The sequence below is a fragment of the Anabaena sp. FACHB-595 genome (assembly GCF_048568275.1).
Classification (GTDB): Bacteria; Cyanobacteriota; Cyanobacteriia; order Cyanobacteriales; family Nostocaceae; genus Trichormus.
In genome coordinates this window covers 1,079,490-1,101,704 of the sequence record NZ_CP183473.1, presented here as the reverse complement: position 1 = coordinate 1,101,704, position 22,215 = coordinate 1,079,490, and the positions used below count along the sequence as shown (strand labels likewise).

Sequence of the window (22,215 nt, the reverse complement as noted above, 5' to 3'; positions counted from 1 at the left end):
TATTGTGGCGCGATCGCATTTTTACAAACTACACAAAATTCTATAAATTTTTTAAACGCAAAGAGGCGCGGGGTTATACAGAGTGTCCTCTTTTTTTAGTTAAAAAGGATACCCAGGAAAAGATATTTTGTCAGTTGCAAACCAAAGTATCAGGCTAGTTCCTAAAACACAGATAATCCCTGCTACCCCAGCTAGGGGTTTTTTGTTTTTCCCAGTCCAAAAATCAGAGACTTTACCTGTGTAAGTAACTAATTGGGCTGTATCTATAGTAGCGATCGCCCAGACTAAAGCCGAATGTAATCCCCAAGCTATACCCAAGTTACCGCGATCGCTTATCCTTGCCAACACCAACATCATTCCCAGTAACCATAACCCCGGTAGTTGGGGTAAAGTTTCCCGTTGCTCCCAAACTAAGTGTAAAAAGGCAAAAATCAGGCTAGAAATTATCCCTGCCGCCCATACTGAATAGTCTCTTTCTAATTCTGTTAACAGGAAACCACGAAAAACTAATTCTTCTATTCCTCCCACCAATAACGCTATCAATAAAATAGGTAATGAGATAGATGCTATTTGCTTGATATTTGATTCTTTAAAATAGCACCAACCCAACCACAATTGACAGGTAAACAAAATAACTATACTTAAAACTCCTAAGCTAAAGCCTAGTGCTAAGGAACTCAATAAGGCGAAATTACCAACAATCCCATAATTTGCAAAAGAACTATTAGTTAACCAAGTAGCTCCCCAAAGCACCAGAGGCGCTAATAAATAGAGCGATATCATTAATGGTAATTTTTGCTCTGGTTGCAACGGTTTTATCGGTTGCCAATTAAGTAATTTCAATGACACTGCTGCAATTGGTAACCAGCACACCAACCAAGCGATAAAAAACGCCATCACAACAGTGATTGCTGAGGCATCTTGCATAAATGCCAGCAGATTGTTGATGGATGGCGTAAGGGTGATTGTCAAATTAAACACAAAAATCACGGTAGACTATTTGCAGAATAAATTTTTGGCTTATAAATCAAGCCTCTACTAAGAGTAGTCACTTCTGCAAGGAATAAATCGTAGTTTTTGCGTTAGATAAAATTATTTAATCTCTGATACCAGATTGATATGGTAGTAGGGACACGTTAAAAGTAATCACTTTAACTTATCCCTTCCTCAGAGAATTTATTCTTCATCTTCCAAATCTTCATCAGATTCGTCGATATCTAAATCTGGGGAGAGCTTTTTATCGCTTTCACCGAGTTGAATCAAGTGAATATGCTTGTATCCCAATCTAATTTCAAATTCATCACCTGGTTTTAGTCCCATTGCTTTGGTGTAAGTAGCACCAATCACAATTTGACCATTTTGATGAACGCTAACTCGGTATGTCGGTTCACGACCACGACCATCTTTTGGTGCTTCTGGGCTAAGAGGAATACCTCTAGCCGATAGCAAAGCATCATAGAAATCTGTTAGATTAACCCGGACTTGGTTATTCTTAGTAACGGTATAGTAACCGCACTGTTTAGCTCTTTCTCGTCGTGGTAGAGTAGAAAGTTCTTTTACCTTAGCTAGCAGTGCTTTTCCAGTTAAAGGCGCGGTTGCAGTTTCAGTCATTACGCTCAAAATTTCCTTACTCTCTCCAAACTGATGAATTATGTTGTCTCATGCCAGTATTTGACTTTTTAGCATCTGCATAAAGTTACTGGAGACTTTAAAAATCAAGGGTGAATTCCTGCTGATATTAGCCTCAAATGCCTCTATTGCGTTTAACCACAACAGATTAGGAGGTCATGAGTTTCACAGGCACTAATTTCAGTGATTTTACGGCACTTTTAACCATGATTCGCCATTGGAAATGCAATTTTTTTCTCTTTTGGCACTACTGTAGTGGTGTAAATTTGCTCCACCTTAACAAATTGTGCAGGTTCTACTACAAACTAGTCGTAGACCAAAGAAATTGCAGGTTATCCACTTTTAGTGCTTGCCTTTATTGCTTTTGAGTTGTAAGGTTTTCCCTATGTTTCCTCTTCAGCTTCAGACAGCATGGTATTTGAATATGGTCTGGACATACACCCTTTTTTGCTGTGTCCTGCTTGTAGAGACGAGAAATTTCATGTCTCTACATTACGAAGAAACCAAGCAGTAGTAGCAGCAGTTATACAGCTGTTGATTCTGGTTTTGTGACTTCGTAATTTTATATTAAATACTAGCATGGACTAATAATAGCAAAATAGTTGTTTATTTTTAAATCTAACTTACAGATAAATTTTTAGCTAAAAGCCCAAGCTAATGAAAATAGAAAGCAGAGACGATTTTCTCTCTGCTTTATAAGCTAGAGTGATGATTGCACTATAGCTTTTATAAAAATTAATCTAAATTTAGATGAGTAGTTTTGACGAGTGAGTTATATCCTGAGATTCACTTGATTGAGATGAGACTAAAAGCTAAGAGAATGAAAGTCCTAGTTTATTCTCACCAGACAAAAATTATTGTGTTTTCTGTACGTCTGTCTATGGGAAGAATAAATCTCTTCACATCTATCTAGCATTTTCTTGCCACTACTAGATGTGTATTTTCAGCTTTAACGCTTATATACAAACAAAAAATGAACTTTTAGTGAGAATTATGAAAGTCGGTAGTAACCAGTGGGGAGTAAGCAAAAATTTTTCTGCTCTGTTGTACCAGCTAATCAAAATAGGGAGCTATGGGATTTACACTTGATTTTTGAAATTTACGCTGTGTGGGCATTGCCCACAGTAGCACGGTTTTGGTAGACATCGTCCACCCTACAGATACTTAAATCTTTTCACCAATCAAATCAGCTTCCTGTCGGTGGAAAAGAAGTTAAAGGTTAGGGTCGAGGGAAGAAGGATTTTGATCCTTAGCTATCTACTAAATTCATGGATGACTAAGTTGAAAACACTGGGTTAGGCTACTAGTGCTTAGTAAAAATCGCTAAATCGGGCAAGGAAACTTTAACTATTCTCGTGTAGGCACTTCATTATGGCTATTTTAAGTTAAAATTTTTTCATTTAACTCTCTTGCATATCTTGACATCAAGAATTATCAAGAATCATTAAAGCCTTAACCTTGGATATTTTATGGATAAAGCAGATGAAGCTGAAGCTCATTTGCAGTGAAACGGCCTTAGTGATTTCAAAGAATCAGCAAATTCAATCAGGGGTATATAATTAACTTTTTTTGCATTTAAGCCGCGACCACCTCACAAATCTCATCTATGGCGTTGCTGCAATTAAAATTTTAATGGTTATGCTGGAACTAGAATCAGTCACTCGTTGACTGACTAGCTCTTAACACTAGGCTGGCAATTAAGAGTAACAAGAGTATAGCCCAATTTTTGCAAACACCAGTCTCGACCCAAGATTTTCGAGGTTGGTGAGATAATTTTAAGACTTTGGTTGGTAGCAATGGAAGTTATATTTAAAATCATTCGTCAACAACAAAATTCTGCTCCTATTGTGCAGAATTACTTTATAGAGACAGACCCCGGTAATACTATCTTGGATTGTCTTAATCGTATTAAGTGGGAGCAAGACGGAACACTAGCATTTCGTAAAAATTGCCGCAATACTATTTGTGGTAGCTGTGCCATGCGAATTAATGGCCGTTCGGCTCTAGCTTGTAAGGAAAATGTAGGTAGTGAACTAGCTAGATTACAAAAAATATCATCTTCAGCTAATCAAGCAACTAACATTCCAGAAATTACGATCGCTCCTTTAGGCAATATGCCAGTCATTAAGGATTTAGTCGTAGATATGAATAGTTTCTGGAATAATCTAGAAGCAGTTGCGCCCTACGTAAGTACAGCAGCGCGACAAGTACCAGAACGGGAATTTTTACAAACACCAGATGAGCGATCGCGTCTCGATCAAACTGGTAATTGTATTATGTGCGGTGCTTGCTACTCAGAATGCAACGCCCGTGAAGTCAACCCCGATTTCGTTGGGCCCCACGCCTTAGCTAAAGCCTACCGCATGGTTGCAGATTCCCGCGATACTGACACAGCCCAGCGCTTAGAAAGTTACAACGAAGGAACGAAAGGTGTGTGGGGTTGTACCCGTTGTCTTTACTGCGATTCAGTCTGCCCAATGGAAGTAGCACCATTAGAGCAAATTACCAAAATCAAGCAGGAAATACTCACCCAAAAACAAGCCAGCGATAGCCGCTCAATTCGCCACCGCAAAGTATTAGTAGAGCTAGTCAAAGAAGGCGGCTGGATTGACGAAAGACAATTTGGCTTGCAAGTCGTCGGTAACTATTTAAAAGACCTCAGAGGATTACTCAGCCTTGCTCCCTTGGGTTTACGGATGATCGCCAAAGGTAAATTCCCCCTATCGTTTGAACCATCCGCAGGGACAGCACAAGTGCGATCGCTGATTGAATCAATACAAAAAGCGAATGAGGAGTAGTCAATTCAAAATTCAAAAATTTCTCCCCTAAACTCCTACACCAACTCCCTCACATCATCGCGGATCTTGCGGCACATTCACCGGTTGCCCAGAACGGTTATAGACTAAAACATCCCACTGCCCATTATTGCTAGACTCAAAAGCGATCGCATTCCCATCAGTGCTAATGGTGGGGTTGCGGACTTCTGCTTGTAGATTATTTGTCAAACTGCGTGATTGCCTTGTTTCTCTGTCATAGAGGAAAATAGCCGAGCGTCCTTGACGACTAGCAGCAAAAACCACATAACGACCATCCGCCGAAACACTAGGATGAGAAGCGATGGTATCTAAAGCATTTAGCCCAGGCAAATCCACCAAATTCCGCGTCAGAGTATCAAACATATACACATCCTGACTACCCCGGCGATCGCTTGTAAACACAATATATCTACCCGAACTCTGAGGATTAAGTTCTGAAGCAAGACTATTAATACTCCTTCCCCCTGGATCAAAAGGGTAACTTACCAACCGAGGATAGCCAAAACATCCGCTTAATCCTAAACAAGCAAATATAGGAATAAAAATACGTTTGGTCATTAGTTATTAGTCAACAGTCAACAGTTAACGGTCAACACTTCCCACCTACTGCTGCGGATTCACCGTAGCCCCATTGGGAATATCTAATTCAATATTTGGCCCCCTGTCTAGGACTTCGATATCCCATTGTCCACGGGCCGCGGTTTCAAAGACAACATAACGTCCATCTGGACTAATACCCGGATTTCGTACCCACCCGCGATAGGTGGGGGTAATGATTTGCGATTGCTGGATGGCGCGATCGTAAAGAGCCACAACAGGTCTACCTTGGTCGCTAGTCATGTAAACAATATACCGCCCGGTGTAGCTCAAACTGGGACTTTCGGTTATTGTCTCTGGTCGGTTTAATCCTGGTGTCCGAATAAAACTTTGTTGTTGTAAATCATACACAAGTAACTGATGCACACCATTCCTATTAGAAATAAACGCCAAAAAGCGACCATTACCACTTAAGGCTGGTTGCTCTTCTGCGAAGCGACTATTGAGGGAAGTTGGCCCAAGGGGGATATCACCAGAACCACAAGAGCCAAGCAAACTCGCCAAACCAAAAATTAGGCTCCAATGAATTGGTCTTTGGAGCCAGAACTGAGAAGTAAATTTTTTCACCTCAAATCTTTACTGGTTTCCGTCGCCTATAAGCTTACATCCATCCAGAGTGCTTTAGATATCATCAAAATTTGTCGAGTTCTCTGAATCATCATCTGACTGATCTATCGGTTTGTACGGTACGTAGTCAGTTGGGATAGCTTCATCATCTTGAGTTTCTCTACGGGAAGAACTTGTATCAGCAGGCGGACGACGCTTTCTTGGTCTGGGTTGCACATCCTCATCTACTTCTGGGCGAGGATTATTATTCCCCCGGCGAGGTTTTCTGACTTCACTACTAGAACTTTCCCAATCATCAACTTGCCTAGAAGCAGAACCCCAATCTTCTTGTTCATAGCTTTCTGAAGTTCTGGTTGTGGGGCGGTTGGTAGGACGGCGGCGTGGTTTATCCGTTGGTTCCTGTCTCTCAGTGGTGTTACGGCGCTCTTTGCGGGGTGGTTGTTCCTCATAATAGTTATCACGAGAGGAACGGTCTTCTCGACTTGGACGAATTCTGGCACGTACTGGACGTTCTTCCTCTTCCTCATCTTCGTAAGGTAAAGGAGCATAATCGTCTTCTACCTCAGCCTCATATTTCCGTCGGTTGTAAGAATAATTTTTGCTGACTGGTCGTTCATCATCCACAATCGGAGTGTTACGTTTCGCTTGTTGAGTAGCTATACTCCGCAGACGAATACTTTCAACCGCAAAAAATACAGTTGTACCCACTAAAAGCAGCTGACCAAATTGCAAAATCGGATCTAACCGCCATCCTTGGAAAATAAGAATGAAACCGCACAGTAAGCCCACTGCTGCAAAAAATATATCCTGATCTCTTGACAGTTCCGGACGCACAGTGCGGAGAAAATACAGCGCTGCCCCAGCCACAGCCAGGAAAATTCCTAGAATACTGGCTGAGTTCGTTCCAAAATTAACCTGAGCCAGAACACTGGCTGAGTTCAGCCCAAAATTTAGCATTGTTCTTTTCCCAATATCAAATCTATGTTAGCGAGTCACACTTAAAATCACTACTCTAAACAATCACAATATAATATTTAAGCTTCAAAGCATCTGACAAAGAAGCTCTGAAGCTATGTACCAAAAGCTAAAAAAGCTTGGGTCTGCCAGCTTAGTATACCTTGCTTCCAATAACAGGGATTTCTACCTACAGTGGAATGCAGGCTGCTGACAGACAAACAGTTGCGAGAGTCAAAACAACTCTCCAAACACTATGAACGCTGGATTTTATCTTTTTGGCTGATGAAAATCAAACCAACAGTAGCAGGGATAACGACAATTAAAGTACCCCAAGCCAAACTCCAAAGAAAATTTGATAAAGAAGGCGTCATGGATCTAAACCTTTTTTTACACTCTTCATCATAATTCTAATGGTGTATTACTTCCTTGAGAAGCCTATAGTTAATAGTCAATCGTCAATGGTCAGTTGCCAGTTGTCAGTAGCCAATAGTTCCCCTGCTTCCCCTGCCCCTCTGCCTTCCACTAACTATTATTCATATCCACCCACATAATTGCTTTCGATGCACAGCAATTATGTGGCCGCATTTAGTTAAAATTGGAGAGAGAATGCTTTACAAAGCTTAAAATTTTCAGCTTTTGCTTGCAGTTTTTTGTAAATTCACAAAATAGTAGCTTAGATCGATGACTGGTGTTAACCTGAGCGTTTGGATTCTTGGCCCTGTATTGGGAGTGATGACATTTCTGTTTATTTTCCGTATCATTCTGACCTGGTATCCGCAAGTCGATCTGAACCGTTTGCCCTTCAACTTAATTGCTTGGCCGACTGAACCATTTCTCATTCCCTTGCGAAAAATCATCCCACCAATAGGTGGTGTTGATATCACCCCCATTGTGTGTGTTGGTATTTTTAGCCTGTTGCGAGAAGTTCTTCTAGGCCAGCAAGGATTACTGACGATGTTGGCACGGATGAGTTAGGGAATTGGTAATTGGTGATTGAAACTCTATTACCCATTACCCATTACCCATTACCCTATTTATTCATCTCCTGCACAAAACTAGTAGACACATTACCTTGTAAAAATTGGGGATTTTCCATAATTCTTTGATGAAACCCAATGGTTGTAGGTAATCCAGTGATGGCGCATTCCCTGAGGGCGCGTTTCATGCGGTTAATAGCAGTAGCGCGATCAGGGCCCCAAACGATCAATTTACCAATTAAGGAATCGTAGTAGGGCGGAATTTGGTAATCCGTGTAAACGTGGGAGTCAATCCGCACGCCAGGGCCGCCAGGGGGAAGATAACCGCTAATGCGTCCGGGTGCTGGGCGGAAATCGTGGTCTGGGTCTTCGGCATTGATGCGACATTCGATCGCATGACCGCGTAAAACTACTTGGTCTTGAGTTAGTCTAAGTCTTTCCCCTTGGGCAATTCTGATTTGCTCAACCAATAAATCCACTCCAGTAACCATCTCAGTTACGGGATGTTCTACTTGAATCCGGGTGTTCATCTCCATAAAGTAAAACTGACCGGATCTATCTAGCAAAAACTCGATAGTACCTGCCCCGGTGTAATTGATAAACTGAGCCGCTTTCACCGCCGCTTGTCCCATTTTTTCCCTTAGGTCTGAGTCCAAGGCTGGGCTGGGGGCTTCTTCTAGTAACTTTTGGTTACGACGCTGAATTGAGCAATCCCTCTCACCCAAGTGAATCACATTGCCGTAATTATCAGCCAAAATTTGAAATTCAATGTGGCGCGGACGTTCAATAAATTTTTCTATATAAACGCCAGCATTACCAAAGGCTGCACCAGCTTCACCTTGGGCGGCTAAGAACAGTTTGACAAATTCATCTGGCGATCGCACCAGTCGCATACCCCGGCCGCCACCACCAGCCGTGGCTTTGATCATCACTGGGTAGCCAATATCTTTCGCCAGTTCTAATCCTTCTTGCTCTGTCTCTACCAAACCTTCACTACCCGGTACTGTCGGTACACCAGCTTTTTGCATGGTTTCCTTGGCAGTGGATTTGTCCCCCATGAGGCGGATAGCTTCTGGGGTGGGGCCAATGAATGCAATGTGATGGTCAGCACAGATTTCCGCAAATTTGGCATTTTCAGATAAAAAGCCATACCCAGGATGAATAGCACTGGCATTGCGCGTTAAAGCCGCAGCAATAATATTGGGAATATTCAAATAACTTTTAGCGCTAGCAGGTTCGCCAATACAAACCGCTTCGTCAGCAAGTTGGACATGAAGAGCATTCCGGTCAACAGTCGAATGAACTGCGATCGTCGCAATCCCCATTTCCTCACAGGCGCGGAGAATGCGCAGCGCTATTTCTCCCCGATTGGCAATTAATATTTTGTCAAACTTCATTTTCTAGTTTTCGATATCAGTATCAGTACCAGCAGATAGAAATTGTCTCCCATCCAAGTTGCTTTTAGCGCGTAGGCGTAGCCCGCCTTAGGCATCGCTTCATCTCAAATTATGACAGGAGATACCCCAGGCTCATCTTTAAATAAATTGCAGGAAACGGACTTACCAACAAGATTTTTCATGGAGGTGGGGTGTGAGGGTTTAAGGGTGTAAGGGAAGAAAACCCCCATACCCCCTTTAATATCACTTGTGGCGATACTACATTTCTGTTAGTCTCGTATCCTCCTTCGGGAAATTTGTATATTTAGCAAGATAAATTTTCCATAAAGTTTGGCAAATATAGTTTTACCTTGTTTTATGCAATTTTTTTGTGCTAGTATATCTTCTTGTACAACCCGTGCGGATGTGGCGGAATTGGTATACGCGCACGCTTGAGGTGCGTGTGGCTTTGCCTTGCGAGTTCGAGTCTCGCCATCCGCATTTTTTAGTGACTATAGTCAATTGTGAAAGGTCAGTGGTCAAAAGTGATAAGTTTTTGACTCCTGACCTTTCTAATTATTGGGCAGAGGAGGGAAGTAGGGGGCAGGGGGAGCAAAGAAGAATAACCAATGACAACTGACAACTAATTAATTTTTTATGCTTTGATATAAATAGGTGAACTTTTGTAAAGAACATTGACTGCCACTTTTACTCCAAGCAACAACTCAACACTGCCAGCCGGATGGCATCGCCTCACTCCTATTTGGCAAGGTGGGGAAGAAGTAATTAAACATAGTTTGCCTCACACTCAGCTGGCTCCAGCGTGGCAACTACTACTCTTAGGTGATGGCTCACCCACAAGGCATTTAGAATTACTTACTGGTGAGCCAACAGAAGTCGATGTCATTGATATGTCATTGATTGGTTTGGATTTAGATAGTGCGCCGGATTTAATCCAATCTGTTCCAGCGCCAAGACTGCGGCGACAGGTATGGCTACGTACAGCCTCTGGCCAACGACTCGCCTATGCAACCTCATGGTGGGAAGCCAGCCATGTAGACGAGTATTTGCAAAACCGTTCATTACCAATTTGGGCAAGTCTAGCTCGTCTTCGCACGGAGTTGTATCGGGATGTGCGGGGTATTTATTACGGAAATTCAGAGGCCTTGCAATTAGGTTTTGGCGTGGATGGGCCTTTCTGGGGTCGCCATTACCTGTTTTGGCATCACGGTCAACCTTTAACCTTGATTTATGAAGTCTTTTCGCCATATTTGACAAAATACTTGGGGCCGATGCAGCTAAGTTCTAGAAATGGCAAAATATAAAAGCTTTGACATTACTTGGGAATTTGTAGTTATTAAATTTAAAATTAATTAAAATTCAATACAATATATGATTTGTATCTGGTTATAGACATTAGATGTCAAACAAGATACTGGTAGCTTGTGGCTTTTGGTTGTTAGTTATATTCTAAGAGTGCCTAAAAAGACTAATTTCTCACTAAGAGCTTTACTAACATAAAAGAACATTTGAGAATAATTTTTGAAAAATTCTATACAAAGATGTTACAAGCGACGTGACACCGCCTATTTTGTCTGTTCCCATGAAGAAAACAAAGAAACCATCTTTAGTGCTGACACTTTCCGCAGCCGGGTTATTAGTTGGTGGTGGTGCAGCAGGATACTGGTTATTTAGCCAGAGAGAATCATTTTCGAGAAATTTGTTAGTAGGGGCAAATATTATCCCGCAAGATGCCTTATTTGCGGTTTCTCTGAGTACAGATCCTAAACAATGGCAGAAATTGCAGAAATTTGGCACGAAGGAAAGTCAAGCAATAGTCAATCAAAATTTATTACAATTACGCGATCGCTTTCTGACGAATCAAGGTTACAACTTCGAGCAAGATATTCAACCTTGGGTAGGGGATGAAGTGACCTTAGCAATTTTAGCTCCTGAGGTAAATAAATCAGCAATTAAACCAGTATCGACCAATACAGATGTAACAAGTAGCCAACAGTCGATGGTTATGGTTTTACCAGTAAGAAACCCACAAAAAGCCAAAAGTATTTTCGCTCAACCAAAAAACCCAAATCAAGCCAAGTGGAAAGATAGCACCTATCAGGGGATTACTATCAAACAAAGTGAGGGAAAAACGGGGGAAAACTTCTCCGCAGCTTTAATAGATGAGCGTTTTCTTGTCATTACCGACAATATTAAAGTCACAGAAAAAGCAATTGACGCTTATAGAAATAAGACAACCTTAGCAACAACAGGCGGTTTTGCAGAAAACTTCCCGAAGGTAGCTAGTTATCAGCCTTTGGCTCAGTTTTATGTGAATGTCCCCAACGTTGCAAGAATAGCCGCTATTGCTCCCAATCGTCGCTTACCAGCACAAGTTTTAGCGCAACTGCAAAACAACCAAGGTTTAGCCGGGACTGTAACTCTAGAGCCAGAAGGGATACGCATCAAAGGAGTTTCATGGCTCAATCCTCGTAGTCAGCGTGTATTGGCAGTAACAAACAAAGCTGGCAATATGCAAAATCGTGTACCAGCAGAAACTATTATGATGCTGTCTGGAGGAGATTTACAACGCCTATGGAGTGACTACGTTTTAACATCTCAAGGTAATCCTCTAGCGCCAGTGACACCAGAACAACTGCGGAGTGGAGTTAAATCACTCACAAATCTTGACTTAGAAAGAGATTTACTCAAGTGGATGAGAGGAGAGTTTGCTGTATCTTTAATTCAAGGTACTTCCAAGCCGGGTTCGCAGGAAGATTTTCGAGCGGCTTTGGTGTTAATGATCCAAGCAAATGATACCTCCGATGGTCAAAGCCGACGCAAACTAGCTGAAAAATCCATTAAACAGCTAGACGAGGTGATGAAAAATCAATACCAATTCCAAATTCAACCCGCAACCGTAGCAGGTAAACCCGTTATTAATTGGATTAGCCCCTATGGAACTCTCACGGCTACCCACGGTTGGTTGGATGGAGACGTTTTCTTTCTATCAATAGGCGCTCCCATTACCGATAAAATTGTTCCCAAACCCAATAACACCCTTGCCAACAGTTTGGCATTTCAACAAACAGTACCAGTAGAACCTAATCCTACAAACGGTCAGTTTTACTTGGATGTGGAACAGACAGCAAAAAACTTTCCCCTGCCAAGACTGATACCTAAGCAACAAACATTGTTAGCTGCAACCCGTTCCATCGGTGTGACAACTGCTGTTAGTGATAATCGCAGCACCCGCTACGACATTTTTCTCACACTCAAAAAAACTGATAACTCTACTGCTATACCTTTGCGGGGTTACTAGATACCAGACTTCTTAAAGAAGTCTGGTATCTGACCACTCAAGTAGGTTTGGTGAAAATTTCTAATTTTGAATGTTGAATTTTAAATTTTGAACTCCCTAGAGCAGATAGGATCAGAAAAGTCAGGATAAATGATTTTCAAAAATCCACTGCGGAGAACATTTTATGAATCTGGTTTCACTCCAGAACTGGTTAGATAACGCGTCCTTTGCCGTCTTATTCCTTACAATGCTGCTTTATTGGATAGGTGCAGCGTTTCCCGGTTTACCAGCGATTAATGCTTTAGGAACAGCTGGGATGGCGATCGCTAATTTGTCCATAGCAACCCTGCTGGGCGCACGCTGGATCGAAGCTGGTTATTTCCCTTTAAGTAATTTGTATGAGTCGCTGTTCTTCCTGTCTTGGGGAATTACAACCGTTCATCTGATTGCTGAAAATTCTAGCCGCAGTCGTTTAGTCGGTGTGTTTACTACCCCTGTGGCTATGGGAATTGTGGCTTTTGCTACCTTAACATTGCCATCAGATATGCAGGTATCAGAACCCTTAGTACCAGCATTAAAGTCAAACTGGCTGATGATGCACGTCAGCGTCATGATGTTGAGTTATTCGGCCTTGATGGTAGGTTCATTATTGGCGATCGCTTTCTTGGTGATCACTCGTGGTAACAATATACAGTTACAAGGCAGTTCTGTAGGTAATGGTGGCTATCGTACCAACGGCTATCGCTTGATGAAAGCTGGTGAACTAGTTTCTCAACCAGCAACACCACCAGTAGAAAATAATGGTTTTACTCGTTTGGAAAGCCAAAATAATGGCAACAGTAACACAGCCGTATTAAACTTAGCTACCACCCCTCAAACCCCAACCTTAACATCAACAGAAACCCTCTCACCCCAACGCCTCAGCCTAGCCGAAACCCTGGATAACATCAGCTATCGTATCATCGGTTTAGGATTTCCTCTATTGACAATTGGGATTATTGCCGGTGCAGTTTGGGCAAACGAAGCATGGGGTTCCTATTGGAGTTGGGACCCTAAAGAAACTTGGGCGCTGATTACTTGGTTAGTATTCGCCGCCTACCTCCACGCCAGAATTACCCGTGGTTGGCAAGGTCGTCGCCCAGCAATTTTAGCTGCTAGTGGCTTTGTTGTTGTCTGGATTTGTTACCTTGGTGTCAATCTTTTGGGCAAAGGTTTACATTCCTACGGGTGGTTTTTTTAAACAACTTATCCGTCGTTCTCCTCTTCGTTCTTGGAGAGGAGAATCTATCTCATTAAATAACTGAGTATAAATATTTATATTAGTTGTCACTAAATCTACAAAATCATGATTTATTGCGGATAAAGCATTATATCTGTGGAAAGAAACTATAGATTTAGCCACAGGAGTTTCTTATGGGAGATGGATTTGAAAGACTAAACCATGATGAAGTAGTATCTATAGAACCAGATACATTTAATAAGTTAGATATTGCTAAAACTTTTAAAGTTCGTGATTTAATTACAGCGATTAAAGAATATATTGGAGCAGACGGCACACCTGAAGCAAATTTATATACTTTAGGTATAAATTGTGAAGTATTAAAATTTACGGCTCAAGGATGGAAAAAAGGCAAAGTGAGACTGGCTTTAGAATTTTCTCCTGATGAACCCGAATCACCATTAGAAGAAATTAGCGAAAAATTAGCACACTTTGATATTTTATGATGGGTGGGTGGCTCACAGGTGTAAGTTTTTACTCTTTTATTCCCTGGTCATTTTTAACGGTGGCTCGTTGACATAGCCGCTTGATAAATGCTAATGGTGGTATGAAAAAAGTTTCGTTAGCGAAATGACATCTATTCCCTATTTGTCCACAAAAGAAGCAGCTTTAAAAATAGGTATTTCTGAGCAAAGAGTTCGTACTCTATTGCGTAGTGGTGATATCAAGGGACAGCAAGTAGGGAAAGTATGGGTTTTGGAGCCAGAGGCAGTTGAAAATTACCTCAACCGAACCAAAGAGAATTATCCTGTAGACAGGACAACCCAGGAAAATCATCACCAAGCAGTCAAAGCCATCTCTTTTTTCTCAGGAGCTATGGGGCTTGATCTTGGTTTCGAGAAAGCAGGTATCGAAATCCTCCTTGCGTGTGAGGTGGATAAGTATTGTCGACAGACAATAGTTGCAAACAAGCCAGATATTGCACTTTTGGGGGATATAGCGGCTTACAGCGCTCAGGACATCTTAGACCATGCCAATCTAGCCAAAGAAGATGTAGACATTATGTTAGGTGGACCTCCCTGCCAAGCTTTTTCTACAGCAGGGGCAAGGCGTGGTTTCAAAGACGAGAGGGGCAATATATTCCTGAAATACATTGAACTTATTTTACAAATACGCCCAAAATATGCTGTCATCGAGAATGTAAGAGGACTCCTTTCCGCTCCGTTGCTACACCGCCCGCACTTAGAAAGGGGTAAAGATAATGCCCCTTTATCGAGGGAAGAAATGCCAGGTGGTGCCTTGAAATATATTGTGGATGAACTTCGTAAAGGCGGATACAGTATCAGTTTCAACTTATATAACACGGCAAATTATGGCGTTCCCCAAATTAGGGAAAGAGTAGTCATGATCTGCCATCGTGGAAAGGACAAGGTTCCTTATCTATGCCCCACACATTCAGAAATGGGTGATTTTGGCCTTGATAAATGGAGAACCCTACGTGAGTCTATTACAAACCTGGATCAAAGTGACGCGGAGTATATTGAGTTCCCCGAAGGAAGGTTAAAGTATTACAGAATGTTAAAAGAAGGGCAGTATTGGAAACATCTCCCTGATGAATTGCAAAAGGAAGCATTAGGGAAATCCTATTATTCAGGGGGAGGAAAAACTGGTTTCCTTAGGCGTTTGTCTTGGGATAGGCCAAGCTGCACCCTAGTGACATCCCCTGCCATGCCAGCGACTGATATCTGTCACCCGGAATATCTTCGCCCATTAAGTATTCAGGAATATAAACGCATCCAGCAGTTTCCAGATAGTTGGGTCGTATGTGGTTCCCTCATGGATCAATATCGGCAGATAGGGAATGCTGTGCCTGTTGGTTTTGGAGAAGCAATTGGCAAAGCAATTCTTGCACACATGAGTGGCAAGATAGAACACCCGCCTTTGAACTTCCCATTTTCCCGCTACAAAGGTAACGATGATGTGTCATGGGAGGCTAAAATTACAAAATCCCTAGAAGAGGAAAAACCAGTCCAGGGTTCACCTTTTACGGTATGTGCTTTATAAGAGTTAGGCTTTGATAGCTCTTAAGGCAGAAAGGTATTTTTCCACATACAATTTGAAGCCTTTTTCTGAAAGATTCTCTTTCCCTTCCAATGAAGGGAATTTATCCCAATTATCTCCCCTTTTTTTAGAAAAAGTTCGGAACCATTTTTTAATTGGGGTGCCATGACGTATAGCGGCCGAAGAAGAATTTTCAGTATTATCCCTGTTTTTTACTTGCAGTGATTGCCAGACATTTTCGCTATCACAATATATAAAATCAACTGCTCTCACCATAGAACCTGAACACCAGATCCATCCATGCGGCTCGATGACTTCTGCAATATACCTTTCTAACAAATCCCCCACAATATTCTCAGCCCCCATCGATAGGCGGTGCCATTCTTCGGCTTTTTCCAGTTCCTCAGAGGGAACTTCAAAATACTTGTTCAGGATGACGCTTACCATTTCATCCGGGATTGTACTAGGTGGCAAAGGTGTTCTTGGGTCACGACCTTTTTTGAAATTTGTTGCACTGGCGATAATATATTCTTCCGTCCCTACGATTGACCGCTCTTTACCTTTTAGCGCCGAGGCCGCATCAGGGTTATCGGTAAGGAATCGTATAACAATTGTAAATTTCTCACTAAGTGATGGATCAACACTATCCATCGCCTTTTTTGCAATCTCTGCTGCATTTTGTATAAATTTCGACATCATTTCCTAGAAGCATTAAATGTTTCAGTTTTATAACATAAATTAATATGCTTCCAAGATTCTCATAATGAGAATTGCTGTAGTTTTACACTAAATTTCCGCTTAAACAGATGGGTCATATTTCCCCTATACACCTACACCCTAATCAGTACTCATGACTCTATGGTATGGACTCAGCTTCATGCAGAAATACATCGTACTATCCGATCGCGCCATTTATTTGAGGGCAATAAAAGGCTACTAGTCGCAGTCTCTGGTGGACAAGATTCTCTGTGTTTAATTAAATTATTGTTAGATTTACAACCGAAATGGGGATGGGAATTAGGTATTGCCCATTGTGATCATCGCTGGCGTGCTGACTCCCAAGCTAATGCTGATCATGTCAAAAATTTAGCTGAAAATTGGGGTGTGTCTTTTTACTTAGAAACAGCAACTAAACCTGTAAATAGTGAAGCTACGGCGCGTGAGTGGCGATATCAGGCTTTAAGTGCGATCGCTCAAGCACACAATTACCAATATATAGTCACAGGTCACACAGCCAGCGATCGCGCTGAAACTTTACTTTACAATTTAATGCGTGGTACTGGTGCAGATGGCTTACAAGCTTTGACTTGGCAGCGTCCACTCACTGAAAATATTTTGTTAGTACGTCCATTATTGGAAATTACTCGCAAACAAACAGAACAATTTTGTCAAGAGTTTCAGCTACCAATCTGGGAAGATTCCACCAATCAAGACTTAAAATATGCTCGTAATCGCATCCGTCAAGAATTAATTCCCTACTTACAAGCCAATTTTAATCCCCAAGCCGAATTAGCCATAGCCCAAACCGCCGAACTCCTACAAGCAGATGTTGAGTATCTAGAACGCACCGCCCAGCAGTTGAAGGAAGAGGCGATGGAATGGGAAGTAGGGGAAGAATTTTTATCTTCCTCATCTCCTTCATCCCTTCTATTACGGCTTAACCGTCAGGTATTGCAGAAAGCACCCTTAGCGCTGCAACGCCGAGTGATGCGGCAGATATTACAAGAAATACTTGCTGATGCGCCTAATTTTGAGCATATCGAGAAATTAACAGCCTTAATCACAGCACCCAACCGTTCGCAAACAGATCCTTTCCCTGGTGGTGCGATCGCTCAAGTCCAAGGCAATTGGATAATATTAAGGAACGGGGAAAGGCGCAGCAATTAATTCTGCTTCTCACCTCATTGCTGCTTTTTATCCTAAATCCAAGGGTTTAAATCCCCGACTCAAAATATCAGGACTTACTCACAGAGGTTATTTGTTCAGAAGGGGTGTAAGGGTATGAGGGTATAGGGGTATAAGGGTTTTGAACACCTATACCCTCGCCCAAACCCTTGATTCTTCCTATCACTGCGTAAGTCCTAAATATTTTGAATTTTGAATTTTGAATTGTTAAGATGCCAACAACTCAGGCTGAGATATAAAACTATTGATAGTCTGACGAATCTCGGCAATAGTTTGGAGTTGATAATCACCTGTTTCTTGGATTTGAGCCAAAGATTCTCCAATTCCTTGCAGCTTTTGCCTTAACTCATCTACACAATCCTGAATGGGTTGTAGAGCTTCTTGATAGAGATTTATTCGACCCCAGCATTCAGCAGTTGCTGTTTTTAATGACAGTAAATCTGACTCTATATTTTTCAGTTCCTGCTCCTTTTCTTGGAGGTCATGAGCTTGATTGTCAATCATCCCTTGGTCTAGCTCAATAGCAGAACGCATTTGTTCAATTTCTCGTTCCAGGTGCTGTAATTCTTGGGATTGTTTTTGCCTTTGGGTGTCGATTTGTTGCAGAATTGGGGAAAAATCGACGCTGTTATCTTCTTCTGTGGTGGTAACAGGTTGTCCTTGTCGCCGGAGTAGTACGTTTTGGTGTTGCTGAATCAACTTTTGCCTGGCTAACAAATTGCGTCTTTGTCCAACCAAAGTTTGATTAAGCATCTGATACAAGTCTCGTTCATCTGACAATTCCAGTTGCAAATTAACTAAATCTTGACCAGATGCTTGGTTAATTTTTTGTTGCAGTTCTTCTATGGTTTGTTGTTTATATGTCAGTTCTTGTTCTTGGTCGTGAACAAAACTAGAATCTATTCCCAATTTATCTATTAAATCCTGAACTATCTTTTGTAGTTCATCTAAAGGCATATTCTCCAGAGCCTGCACATCTAATTTCTGGCTGGGAACCGCATTACCAGAAGTAGCAGCCAAAAAATTAATCTGTTGATATAAAGTATCTTGAGATTGCAACTGCTCTCTCACAAAGCGAATATATTCTTCTTTGACTGCAAGTGAGGTCGTATTAACTTTTAATTGAGCAGTTTGCTGTTGTAAAGAATCCTGTGCTTGTTTGAATGAGTTTTGGCGATCGCTATATGTTTGCGCCAATTTATCAGCTTCTTCTTGCTTTTGATTAACTAACGTTTTTTGTTCTTCAAGATTTTGCCAGTGAGGATTCAGAGTAGCTTGCTGTTTTTCGATTAATTCCACAGCCACACGCAGGTGTTCCCTAACGGTTTCTGTGGGAGCAATGCGACTAGATAAGCGATCGAGTAATTCACTCATCGCCTGACTTTGAGTCGCATCCAAAACATTCCCCTCTTGCAAGCGTTCCTCTAAACGGCGCTGCTCACCCCGTAAATGCTCCCAAGCACCTTCTAATTCTTGGCGATTGCGTTCAACTTCAGATTGTAACTGCTCAATTTTTTCACGGGATGTGTCTACTTCCTGTTTATGCGCTTCCAGACGTTGGAACTCTTCTTCCATTTCGTGTAACTGTTCCAGTCGCGCTTCCATATCCATTTCTCGGCGATTTAACTCCTGCGCCTGAAATGTCAGCGACTCCTTCCACTGGTCGATTTCGTCTTCCTTCAGCTTATATTTTTCCAACTGTCGGGAAAAATTCTGCAAAATATTAACGAGCGGCCTACCAGCCTCCTGAATCCTTTGCACTTGGCGGTTTGGTGTGAGTTCTACCAAAACCAGTGCGCCATCATTTAACTTGCTGGCTTCCTCTGCTGCAATTACCTCTTCCGACACAGTACTCCAATTCTGGTCGGTTCGCTGACAAGCTAGCAGTTTTAATTCGGTTTTGGAACTACCACTTAGTAAGCCACCTTTCTGCTTTTGTACTTCTGCTAAATACAGCACACCGTTCTTCCTCTTGTGTACTTGATGCCAATGTTTTGAGATATACCTTATATAATTCTGCTAAATTGTCTTAATTTCACCTAAATTGAGGAGAATCAGACGAACAAAACTATTTATAGGAGCGAAATATAGCGTTTCGATATTGAGAACAGCGAATTGATTGTTGTCTTTAATATTTTGTACTGATGGCAGTTATGATGACTTCCGTGTTATCACTAACTTTATCTCAATTCTATTAAGAAAATTTACAGTTTATAAGTAAATGTATTACCTGATTAAGACTGGTTGTGAAAGAAATATCTGGGGAATGGAGAGTAGGAGGAAGGGAGCAGGAGAGAAAAGCGGAATACTAATGGTGAATGACAACTGACAACTGACAACTGACAACTGACTAATGACTCTGGACTAAACTAAATGCAGGGAAGTTTACATGAAATCGATATTCGCAGTATCCTGCAATTGATTGAACTGGGACAGCGAACTGGGCAACTTTTGATTGAAGCACCTAGCTTGTACAAAGGTAATCAAAATGCTAAAGAAGATGCAGAGGGAGCAGATTATTTTAGGAACTACCAGCAAAAATATTGGCTGATATTTTTTCTGAATGGGCAAATAATTTATTGCCAAGAAGGAGATAGTAATTTTTCGCGGATTGATGGCTATTTGCGTTACTATCGCGTAGAAATAGGCCTAAACGAACAATATCTGACTAGTTTAGGTAAACTTAATTCTTCAGAATATGACTATCTTTGGCTGTTATTAGAGCGGAATATTATTAATCCTCAAATAGCTGAAAATATTATCTACCGTTTGGTTGGTGAGACATTATTTGACTTGTTGAGTTTACACCAAGGGAGGTTTATTTTTTGTCAGGATACAGCGATCGCTCCCCGATTAACTACCTGGGAGATTTCGCCATTAGTCACTCAAGCCACCCAACAATTACAAGAATGGCACGAGCTATATCCCTATATTCATTCTCCAGAACAATTGCCAATATTAGCTGAAAGAGTTCACATAAACTCATCACTTCCAGAAGCCACAATGAATAAACTCGAACAATGGGCTGATGGAAAAACTACTTTACGTCAACTAGCACGTTATCTCAACCGGGACATTTTGACAGTTGCCAAGGTTATCTACCCGTATGTACAACAAGGTTGGTTAAAACTAACCTATCCAGAACCAAATAATTGTCAGATCAACATCCACATACCAGGGAACCACAAGAAAGCAAAAATCCTCTGTATTGACGATACAAAAAGTATTTGTGAAACTGTAGAGTCTATTCTGCAAGCGCGAGGATATGAAACGACGGGCTACACTATACCGGAAGTAATCGTGTTAACTAATCCCCTAGAAGCTTTAGGTCTAATTTTTCAACTCCGACCAAATTTAGTTTTCTGTGACATTTCCTCACCCGAACTAAATGGTTATGAGATTTGTGCCATGCTGCGTCAATCTCAAGTATTTCGGTATATACCGATGATTATGTTGAGTAGTAAAGATAAATTTATAGATCAAATCAGAGCTAGGATGGCCGGGGCAACAGATTACCTCATAAAACCTTTTAATGATGATGAATTACTCATGCTTGTAGAAAAATACTTAAAATCCTCGCCCACCAAGGGATGGGAATTTGGTAATGGGTAATGGGTAATAGGTAATAGGCCTATTACCCATTCGTAATTATCTATTACCAAAGTGGCGGGACACCTTTTCTCTCATCCCTAGCCCCTATTTAGACTTGTTGATTCCGTAAAATATGGGGTAAAAGATGTTATCACAGAATCAACCTACTCCGAGACAAAGTATTATCAAGACAATTAACCAAACAATAGAATTAATTTATACAGTAATTATTGTGGGGAGATCAGGGAATGTTCCAAACAGGAACGTCTACATCAGGAGGTAGATAGCCATTTATGAGTACAGTTCTGATTGTGGAAGACAGTCTTGCACAGAGGGAGATGATTACAGACCTCCTGAAAGCTAGTGGCTTAACAGTTACCCATGCAACTGACGGATTAGAAGCATTAGAGGCAATCAAAGAAGAACCTCCCGATCTCGTAGTCCTAGATATTGTCATGCCCAAAATGAATGGCTACGAAGTTTGCCGTCGATTAAAGTCAGATCCAAAAACCCAAAATGTCCCGGTAGTGATGTGTTCTTCTAAAGGAGAAGAATTTGACCGCTACTGGGGTATGAAACAAGGTGCGGATGCTTACATAGCAAAACCGTTTCAACCAACCGAATTGGTGGGAACAGTCAAACAACTACTGCGAGGATAAGGATGAAAACAATATGGTCAGCAAACCGGACTTTTTAAATGGCGGTGGTCAAGATCATTTCCGCCCAGAATTACAAGTAGAAAGTCCTGAAGGTGAGTTACATCTACGGTTTTATATTCCCTCGCATCAGGAGTTTGCACTACCCGCAACTGGTATCCGAGAGGTGATGGAACTAAGTCCTGATAGAATTACCCCGATTCCTAATGCTTCTCCTTTACTTTTGGGTACTCTAAATTTACGAGGTCGAGTAATTTGGGTGGCAGATTTGGGTCAATTTCTAGGGGAAGCAACTCCGTTAAACACAGACCGAGCAGAAATTCCGGTGATTGCAGTTCAGGAGCAAGACACAACTGTGGGTTTAGCTGTGGATGAAATCGGCGGTATGGACTGGCTGGATGTACAAAATCTCATGCCACCTACAAGCATACCGGATACTATGGCTCCATTTTTGCGGGGAGAGTGGTTATTAGAGCCTAAAAACAACCAATCTCTAAGACTACTCGACCAGATGGCAATTTTGCGGAGTGCGAGGTGGGCAGGATGAAATTGGGAGGGGAGCA

The 22,215-nt window shown here is 41.6% G+C and carries 20 protein-coding genes and 1 tRNA gene; 12 read left to right on the top strand and 9 right to left on the bottom strand.

Annotated features, from left to right (window positions below; genetic code table 11):
- Nucleotides 1-99: 99 nt before the first annotated feature.
- Nucleotides 100-927 carry a CPBP family intramembrane glutamic endopeptidase gene (locus ACN222_RS04710; protein ID WP_010995121.1) on the bottom strand — a complete coding sequence of 276 codons (828 nt, stop codon included), beginning with the start codon at nucleotides 925-927 and terminating at the stop codon, nucleotides 100-102.
- A 249-nt stretch (nucleotides 928-1,176) separates the two neighbouring features.
- Nucleotides 1,177-1,611, bottom strand: coding sequence for an AbrB family transcriptional regulator (locus ACN222_RS04705; protein WP_010995120.1), 435 nt, complete (start codon nucleotides 1,609-1,611; stop codon nucleotides 1,177-1,179).
- Between the two features lie 1,814 nt (nucleotides 1,612-3,425).
- Between ACN222_RS04705 and ACN222_RS04700 the strand changes: the two genes are divergently transcribed.
- Nucleotides 3,426-4,427 (top strand): succinate dehydrogenase/fumarate reductase iron-sulfur subunit, encoded by a 1,002-nt coding sequence (locus tag ACN222_RS04700; RefSeq protein ID WP_010995119.1) that lies wholly within the window; start codon nucleotides 3,426-3,428, stop codon nucleotides 4,425-4,427.
- A 54-nt stretch (nucleotides 4,428-4,481) separates the two neighbouring features.
- Here ACN222_RS04700 and ACN222_RS04695 read toward each other — a convergent pair whose 3' ends face one another.
- From ACN222_RS04695 to psbX, 4 genes are all read right to left on the bottom strand, one after another.
- Complete coding sequence (locus ACN222_RS04695; protein ID WP_010995118.1) at nucleotides 4,482-5,003, bottom strand: TolB family protein; 522 nt, start codon at nucleotides 5,001-5,003, stop codon at nucleotides 4,482-4,484.
- 45 nt (nucleotides 5,004-5,048) lie between these two features.
- Nucleotides 5,049-5,609 (bottom strand): TolB family protein, encoded by a 561-nt coding sequence (locus ACN222_RS04690; RefSeq protein ID WP_010995117.1) that lies wholly within the window; start codon nucleotides 5,607-5,609, stop codon nucleotides 5,049-5,051.
- A 54-nt stretch (nucleotides 5,610-5,663) separates the two neighbouring features.
- Complete coding sequence (locus ACN222_RS04685; protein ID WP_010995116.1) at nucleotides 5,664-6,566, bottom strand: Ycf66 family protein; 903 nt, start codon at nucleotides 6,564-6,566, stop codon at nucleotides 5,664-5,666.
- 251 nt (nucleotides 6,567-6,817) lie between these two features.
- The gene (gene psbX, locus ACN222_RS04680; RefSeq protein WP_010995115.1) at nucleotides 6,818-6,937 is read right to left on the bottom strand and encodes a photosystem II reaction center X protein; all 120 of its coding nucleotides are present in this window, start codon (nucleotides 6,935-6,937) and stop codon (nucleotides 6,818-6,820) included.
- 310 nt (nucleotides 6,938-7,247) lie between these two features.
- On the opposite strand from psbX, the gene ACN222_RS04675 reads away from it, so the two are divergent.
- Nucleotides 7,248-7,541 (top strand): YggT family protein, encoded by a 294-nt coding sequence (locus ACN222_RS04675; RefSeq protein ID WP_010995114.1) that lies wholly within the window; start codon nucleotides 7,248-7,250, stop codon nucleotides 7,539-7,541.
- A 55-nt stretch (nucleotides 7,542-7,596) separates the two neighbouring features.
- Here the strand turns inward: ACN222_RS04675 and accC are convergent, their stop codons facing one another.
- A complete protein-coding gene (gene accC, locus ACN222_RS04670) occupies nucleotides 7,597-8,940 on the bottom strand; it encodes an acetyl-CoA carboxylase biotin carboxylase subunit (RefSeq protein ID WP_010995113.1) in 1,344 nt (447 codons plus the stop codon).
- Between the two features lie 399 nt (nucleotides 8,941-9,339).
- Between accC and ACN222_RS04665 the strand changes: the two genes are divergently transcribed.
- The 6 genes from ACN222_RS04665 (at nucleotide 9,340) to ACN222_RS04640 (ending at nucleotide 15,503) form a co-directional block, all read left to right on the top strand.
- Nucleotides 9,340-9,420, top strand: a tRNA-Leu gene (locus tag ACN222_RS04665).
- 194 nt (nucleotides 9,421-9,614) lie between these two features.
- The gene (locus ACN222_RS04660) at nucleotides 9,615-10,244 is read left to right on the top strand and encodes a chorismate lyase (protein ID WP_044520780.1); all 630 of its coding nucleotides are present in this window, start codon (nucleotides 9,615-9,617) and stop codon (nucleotides 10,242-10,244) included.
- 278 nt (nucleotides 10,245-10,522) lie between these two features.
- A complete protein-coding gene (locus ACN222_RS04655) occupies nucleotides 10,523-12,241 on the top strand; it encodes a DUF3352 domain-containing protein (RefSeq protein WP_044520779.1) in 1,719 nt (572 codons plus the stop codon).
- A 163-nt stretch (nucleotides 12,242-12,404) separates the two neighbouring features.
- Nucleotides 12,405-13,460 (top strand): c-type cytochrome biogenesis protein CcsB, encoded by a 1,056-nt coding sequence (ccsB, locus tag ACN222_RS04650; protein ID WP_010995110.1) that lies wholly within the window; start codon nucleotides 12,405-12,407, stop codon nucleotides 13,458-13,460.
- Between the two features lie 173 nt (nucleotides 13,461-13,633).
- Nucleotides 13,634-13,945, top strand: coding sequence for a KGK domain-containing protein (locus ACN222_RS04645; protein WP_010995109.1), 312 nt, complete (start codon nucleotides 13,634-13,636; stop codon nucleotides 13,943-13,945).
- 124 nt (nucleotides 13,946-14,069) lie between these two features.
- Nucleotides 14,070-15,503, top strand: coding sequence for a DNA cytosine methyltransferase (locus tag ACN222_RS04640; RefSeq protein ID WP_010995108.1), 1,434 nt, complete (start codon nucleotides 14,070-14,072; stop codon nucleotides 15,501-15,503).
- A gap of 3 nt (nucleotides 15,504-15,506) precedes the next feature.
- Here the strand turns inward: ACN222_RS04640 and ACN222_RS04635 are convergent, their stop codons facing one another.
- Nucleotides 15,507-16,199 (bottom strand): SinI family restriction endonuclease, encoded by a 693-nt coding sequence (locus ACN222_RS04635; protein WP_010995107.1) that lies wholly within the window; start codon nucleotides 16,197-16,199, stop codon nucleotides 15,507-15,509.
- A gap of 159 nt (nucleotides 16,200-16,358) precedes the next feature.
- Between ACN222_RS04635 and tilS the strand changes: the two genes are divergently transcribed.
- On the top strand, nucleotides 16,359-17,387 hold the full coding sequence (gene tilS / locus ACN222_RS04630) for a tRNA lysidine(34) synthetase TilS (protein WP_010995106.1): 1,029 nt from the start codon (nucleotides 16,359-16,361) through the stop codon (nucleotides 17,385-17,387).
- 225 nt (nucleotides 17,388-17,612) lie between these two features.
- On the opposite strand, the gene hmpF is transcribed toward tilS, so the two are convergent.
- On the bottom strand, nucleotides 17,613-19,364 hold the full coding sequence (hmpF, locus tag ACN222_RS04625) for a pilus motility taxis protein HmpF (RefSeq protein WP_010995105.1): 1,752 nt from the start codon (nucleotides 19,362-19,364) through the stop codon (nucleotides 17,613-17,615).
- 414 nt (nucleotides 19,365-19,778) lie between these two features.
- On the opposite strand from hmpF, the gene ACN222_RS04620 reads away from it, so the two are divergent.
- The 3 genes from ACN222_RS04620 to ACN222_RS04610 all read left to right on the top strand — a co-directional run bounded on the left by ACN222_RS04620 (nucleotide 19,779) and on the right by ACN222_RS04610 (nucleotide 22,199).
- Nucleotides 19,779-21,017, top strand: a complete 1,239-nt coding sequence (locus ACN222_RS04620; protein ID WP_010995104.1) for a response regulator — start codon at nucleotides 19,779-19,781, stop codon at nucleotides 21,015-21,017.
- Nucleotides 21,018-21,289: 272 nt separating this feature from the next.
- Complete coding sequence (locus ACN222_RS04615; protein WP_010995103.1) at nucleotides 21,290-21,655, top strand: response regulator transcription factor; 366 nt, start codon at nucleotides 21,290-21,292, stop codon at nucleotides 21,653-21,655.
- A 13-nt stretch (nucleotides 21,656-21,668) separates the two neighbouring features.
- Complete coding sequence (locus ACN222_RS04610; protein ID WP_010995102.1) at nucleotides 21,669-22,199, top strand: chemotaxis protein CheW; 531 nt, start codon at nucleotides 21,669-21,671, stop codon at nucleotides 22,197-22,199.
- Nucleotides 22,200-22,215: the final 16 nt, after the last annotated feature.

Excerpts from the sequence above, each read along its gene's own strand:
- ccsB (WP_010995110.1), top strand. The coding sequence starts at position 12,405 with ATGAATCTGGTTTCACTCCAGAACTGGTTAGATAACGCGTCCTTTGCC.
- ACN222_RS04685 (WP_010995116.1), bottom strand. The coding sequence starts at position 6,566 with ATGCTAAATTTTGGGCTGAACTCAGCCAGTGTTCTGGCTCAGGTTAAT.
- ACN222_RS04620 (WP_010995104.1), top strand. The coding sequence starts at position 19,779 with ATGCAGGGAAGTTTACATGAAATCGATATTCGCAGTATCCTGCAATTG.
- ACN222_RS04640 (WP_010995108.1), top strand. The coding sequence starts at position 14,070 with ATGACATCTATTCCCTATTTGTCCACAAAAGAAGCAGCTTTAAAAATA.
- ACN222_RS04695 (WP_010995118.1), bottom strand. The coding sequence starts at position 5,003 with ATGACCAAACGTATTTTTATTCCTATATTTGCTTGTTTAGGATTAAGC.
- ACN222_RS04615 (WP_010995103.1), top strand. The coding sequence starts at position 21,290 with ATGAGTACAGTTCTGATTGTGGAAGACAGTCTTGCACAGAGGGAGATG.
- psbX (WP_010995115.1), bottom strand. The coding sequence starts at position 6,937 with ATGACGCCTTCTTTATCAAATTTTCTTTGGAGTTTGGCTTGGGGTACT.
- ACN222_RS04655 (WP_044520779.1), top strand. The coding sequence starts at position 10,523 with ATGAAGAAAACAAAGAAACCATCTTTAGTGCTGACACTTTCCGCAGCC.
- ACN222_RS04705 (WP_010995120.1), bottom strand. The coding sequence starts at position 1,611 with ATGACTGAAACTGCAACCGCGCCTTTAACTGGAAAAGCACTGCTAGCT.
- accC (WP_010995113.1), bottom strand. The coding sequence starts at position 8,940 with ATGAAGTTTGACAAAATATTAATTGCCAATCGGGGAGAAATAGCGCTG.
- ACN222_RS04645 (WP_010995109.1), top strand. The coding sequence starts at position 13,634 with ATGGGAGATGGATTTGAAAGACTAAACCATGATGAAGTAGTATCTATA.
- ACN222_RS04675 (WP_010995114.1), top strand. The coding sequence starts at position 7,248 with ATGACTGGTGTTAACCTGAGCGTTTGGATTCTTGGCCCTGTATTGGGA.
- tilS (WP_010995106.1), top strand. The coding sequence starts at position 16,359 with ATGGTATGGACTCAGCTTCATGCAGAAATACATCGTACTATCCGATCG.
- ACN222_RS04635 (WP_010995107.1), bottom strand. The coding sequence starts at position 16,199 with ATGATGTCGAAATTTATACAAAATGCAGCAGAGATTGCAAAAAAGGCG.
- ACN222_RS04700 (WP_010995119.1), top strand. The coding sequence starts at position 3,426 with ATGGAAGTTATATTTAAAATCATTCGTCAACAACAAAATTCTGCTCCT.
- ACN222_RS04610 (WP_010995102.1), top strand. The coding sequence starts at position 21,669 with ATGGTCAGCAAACCGGACTTTTTAAATGGCGGTGGTCAAGATCATTTC.
- ACN222_RS04710 (WP_010995121.1), bottom strand. The coding sequence starts at position 927 with ATGCAAGATGCCTCAGCAATCACTGTTGTGATGGCGTTTTTTATCGCT.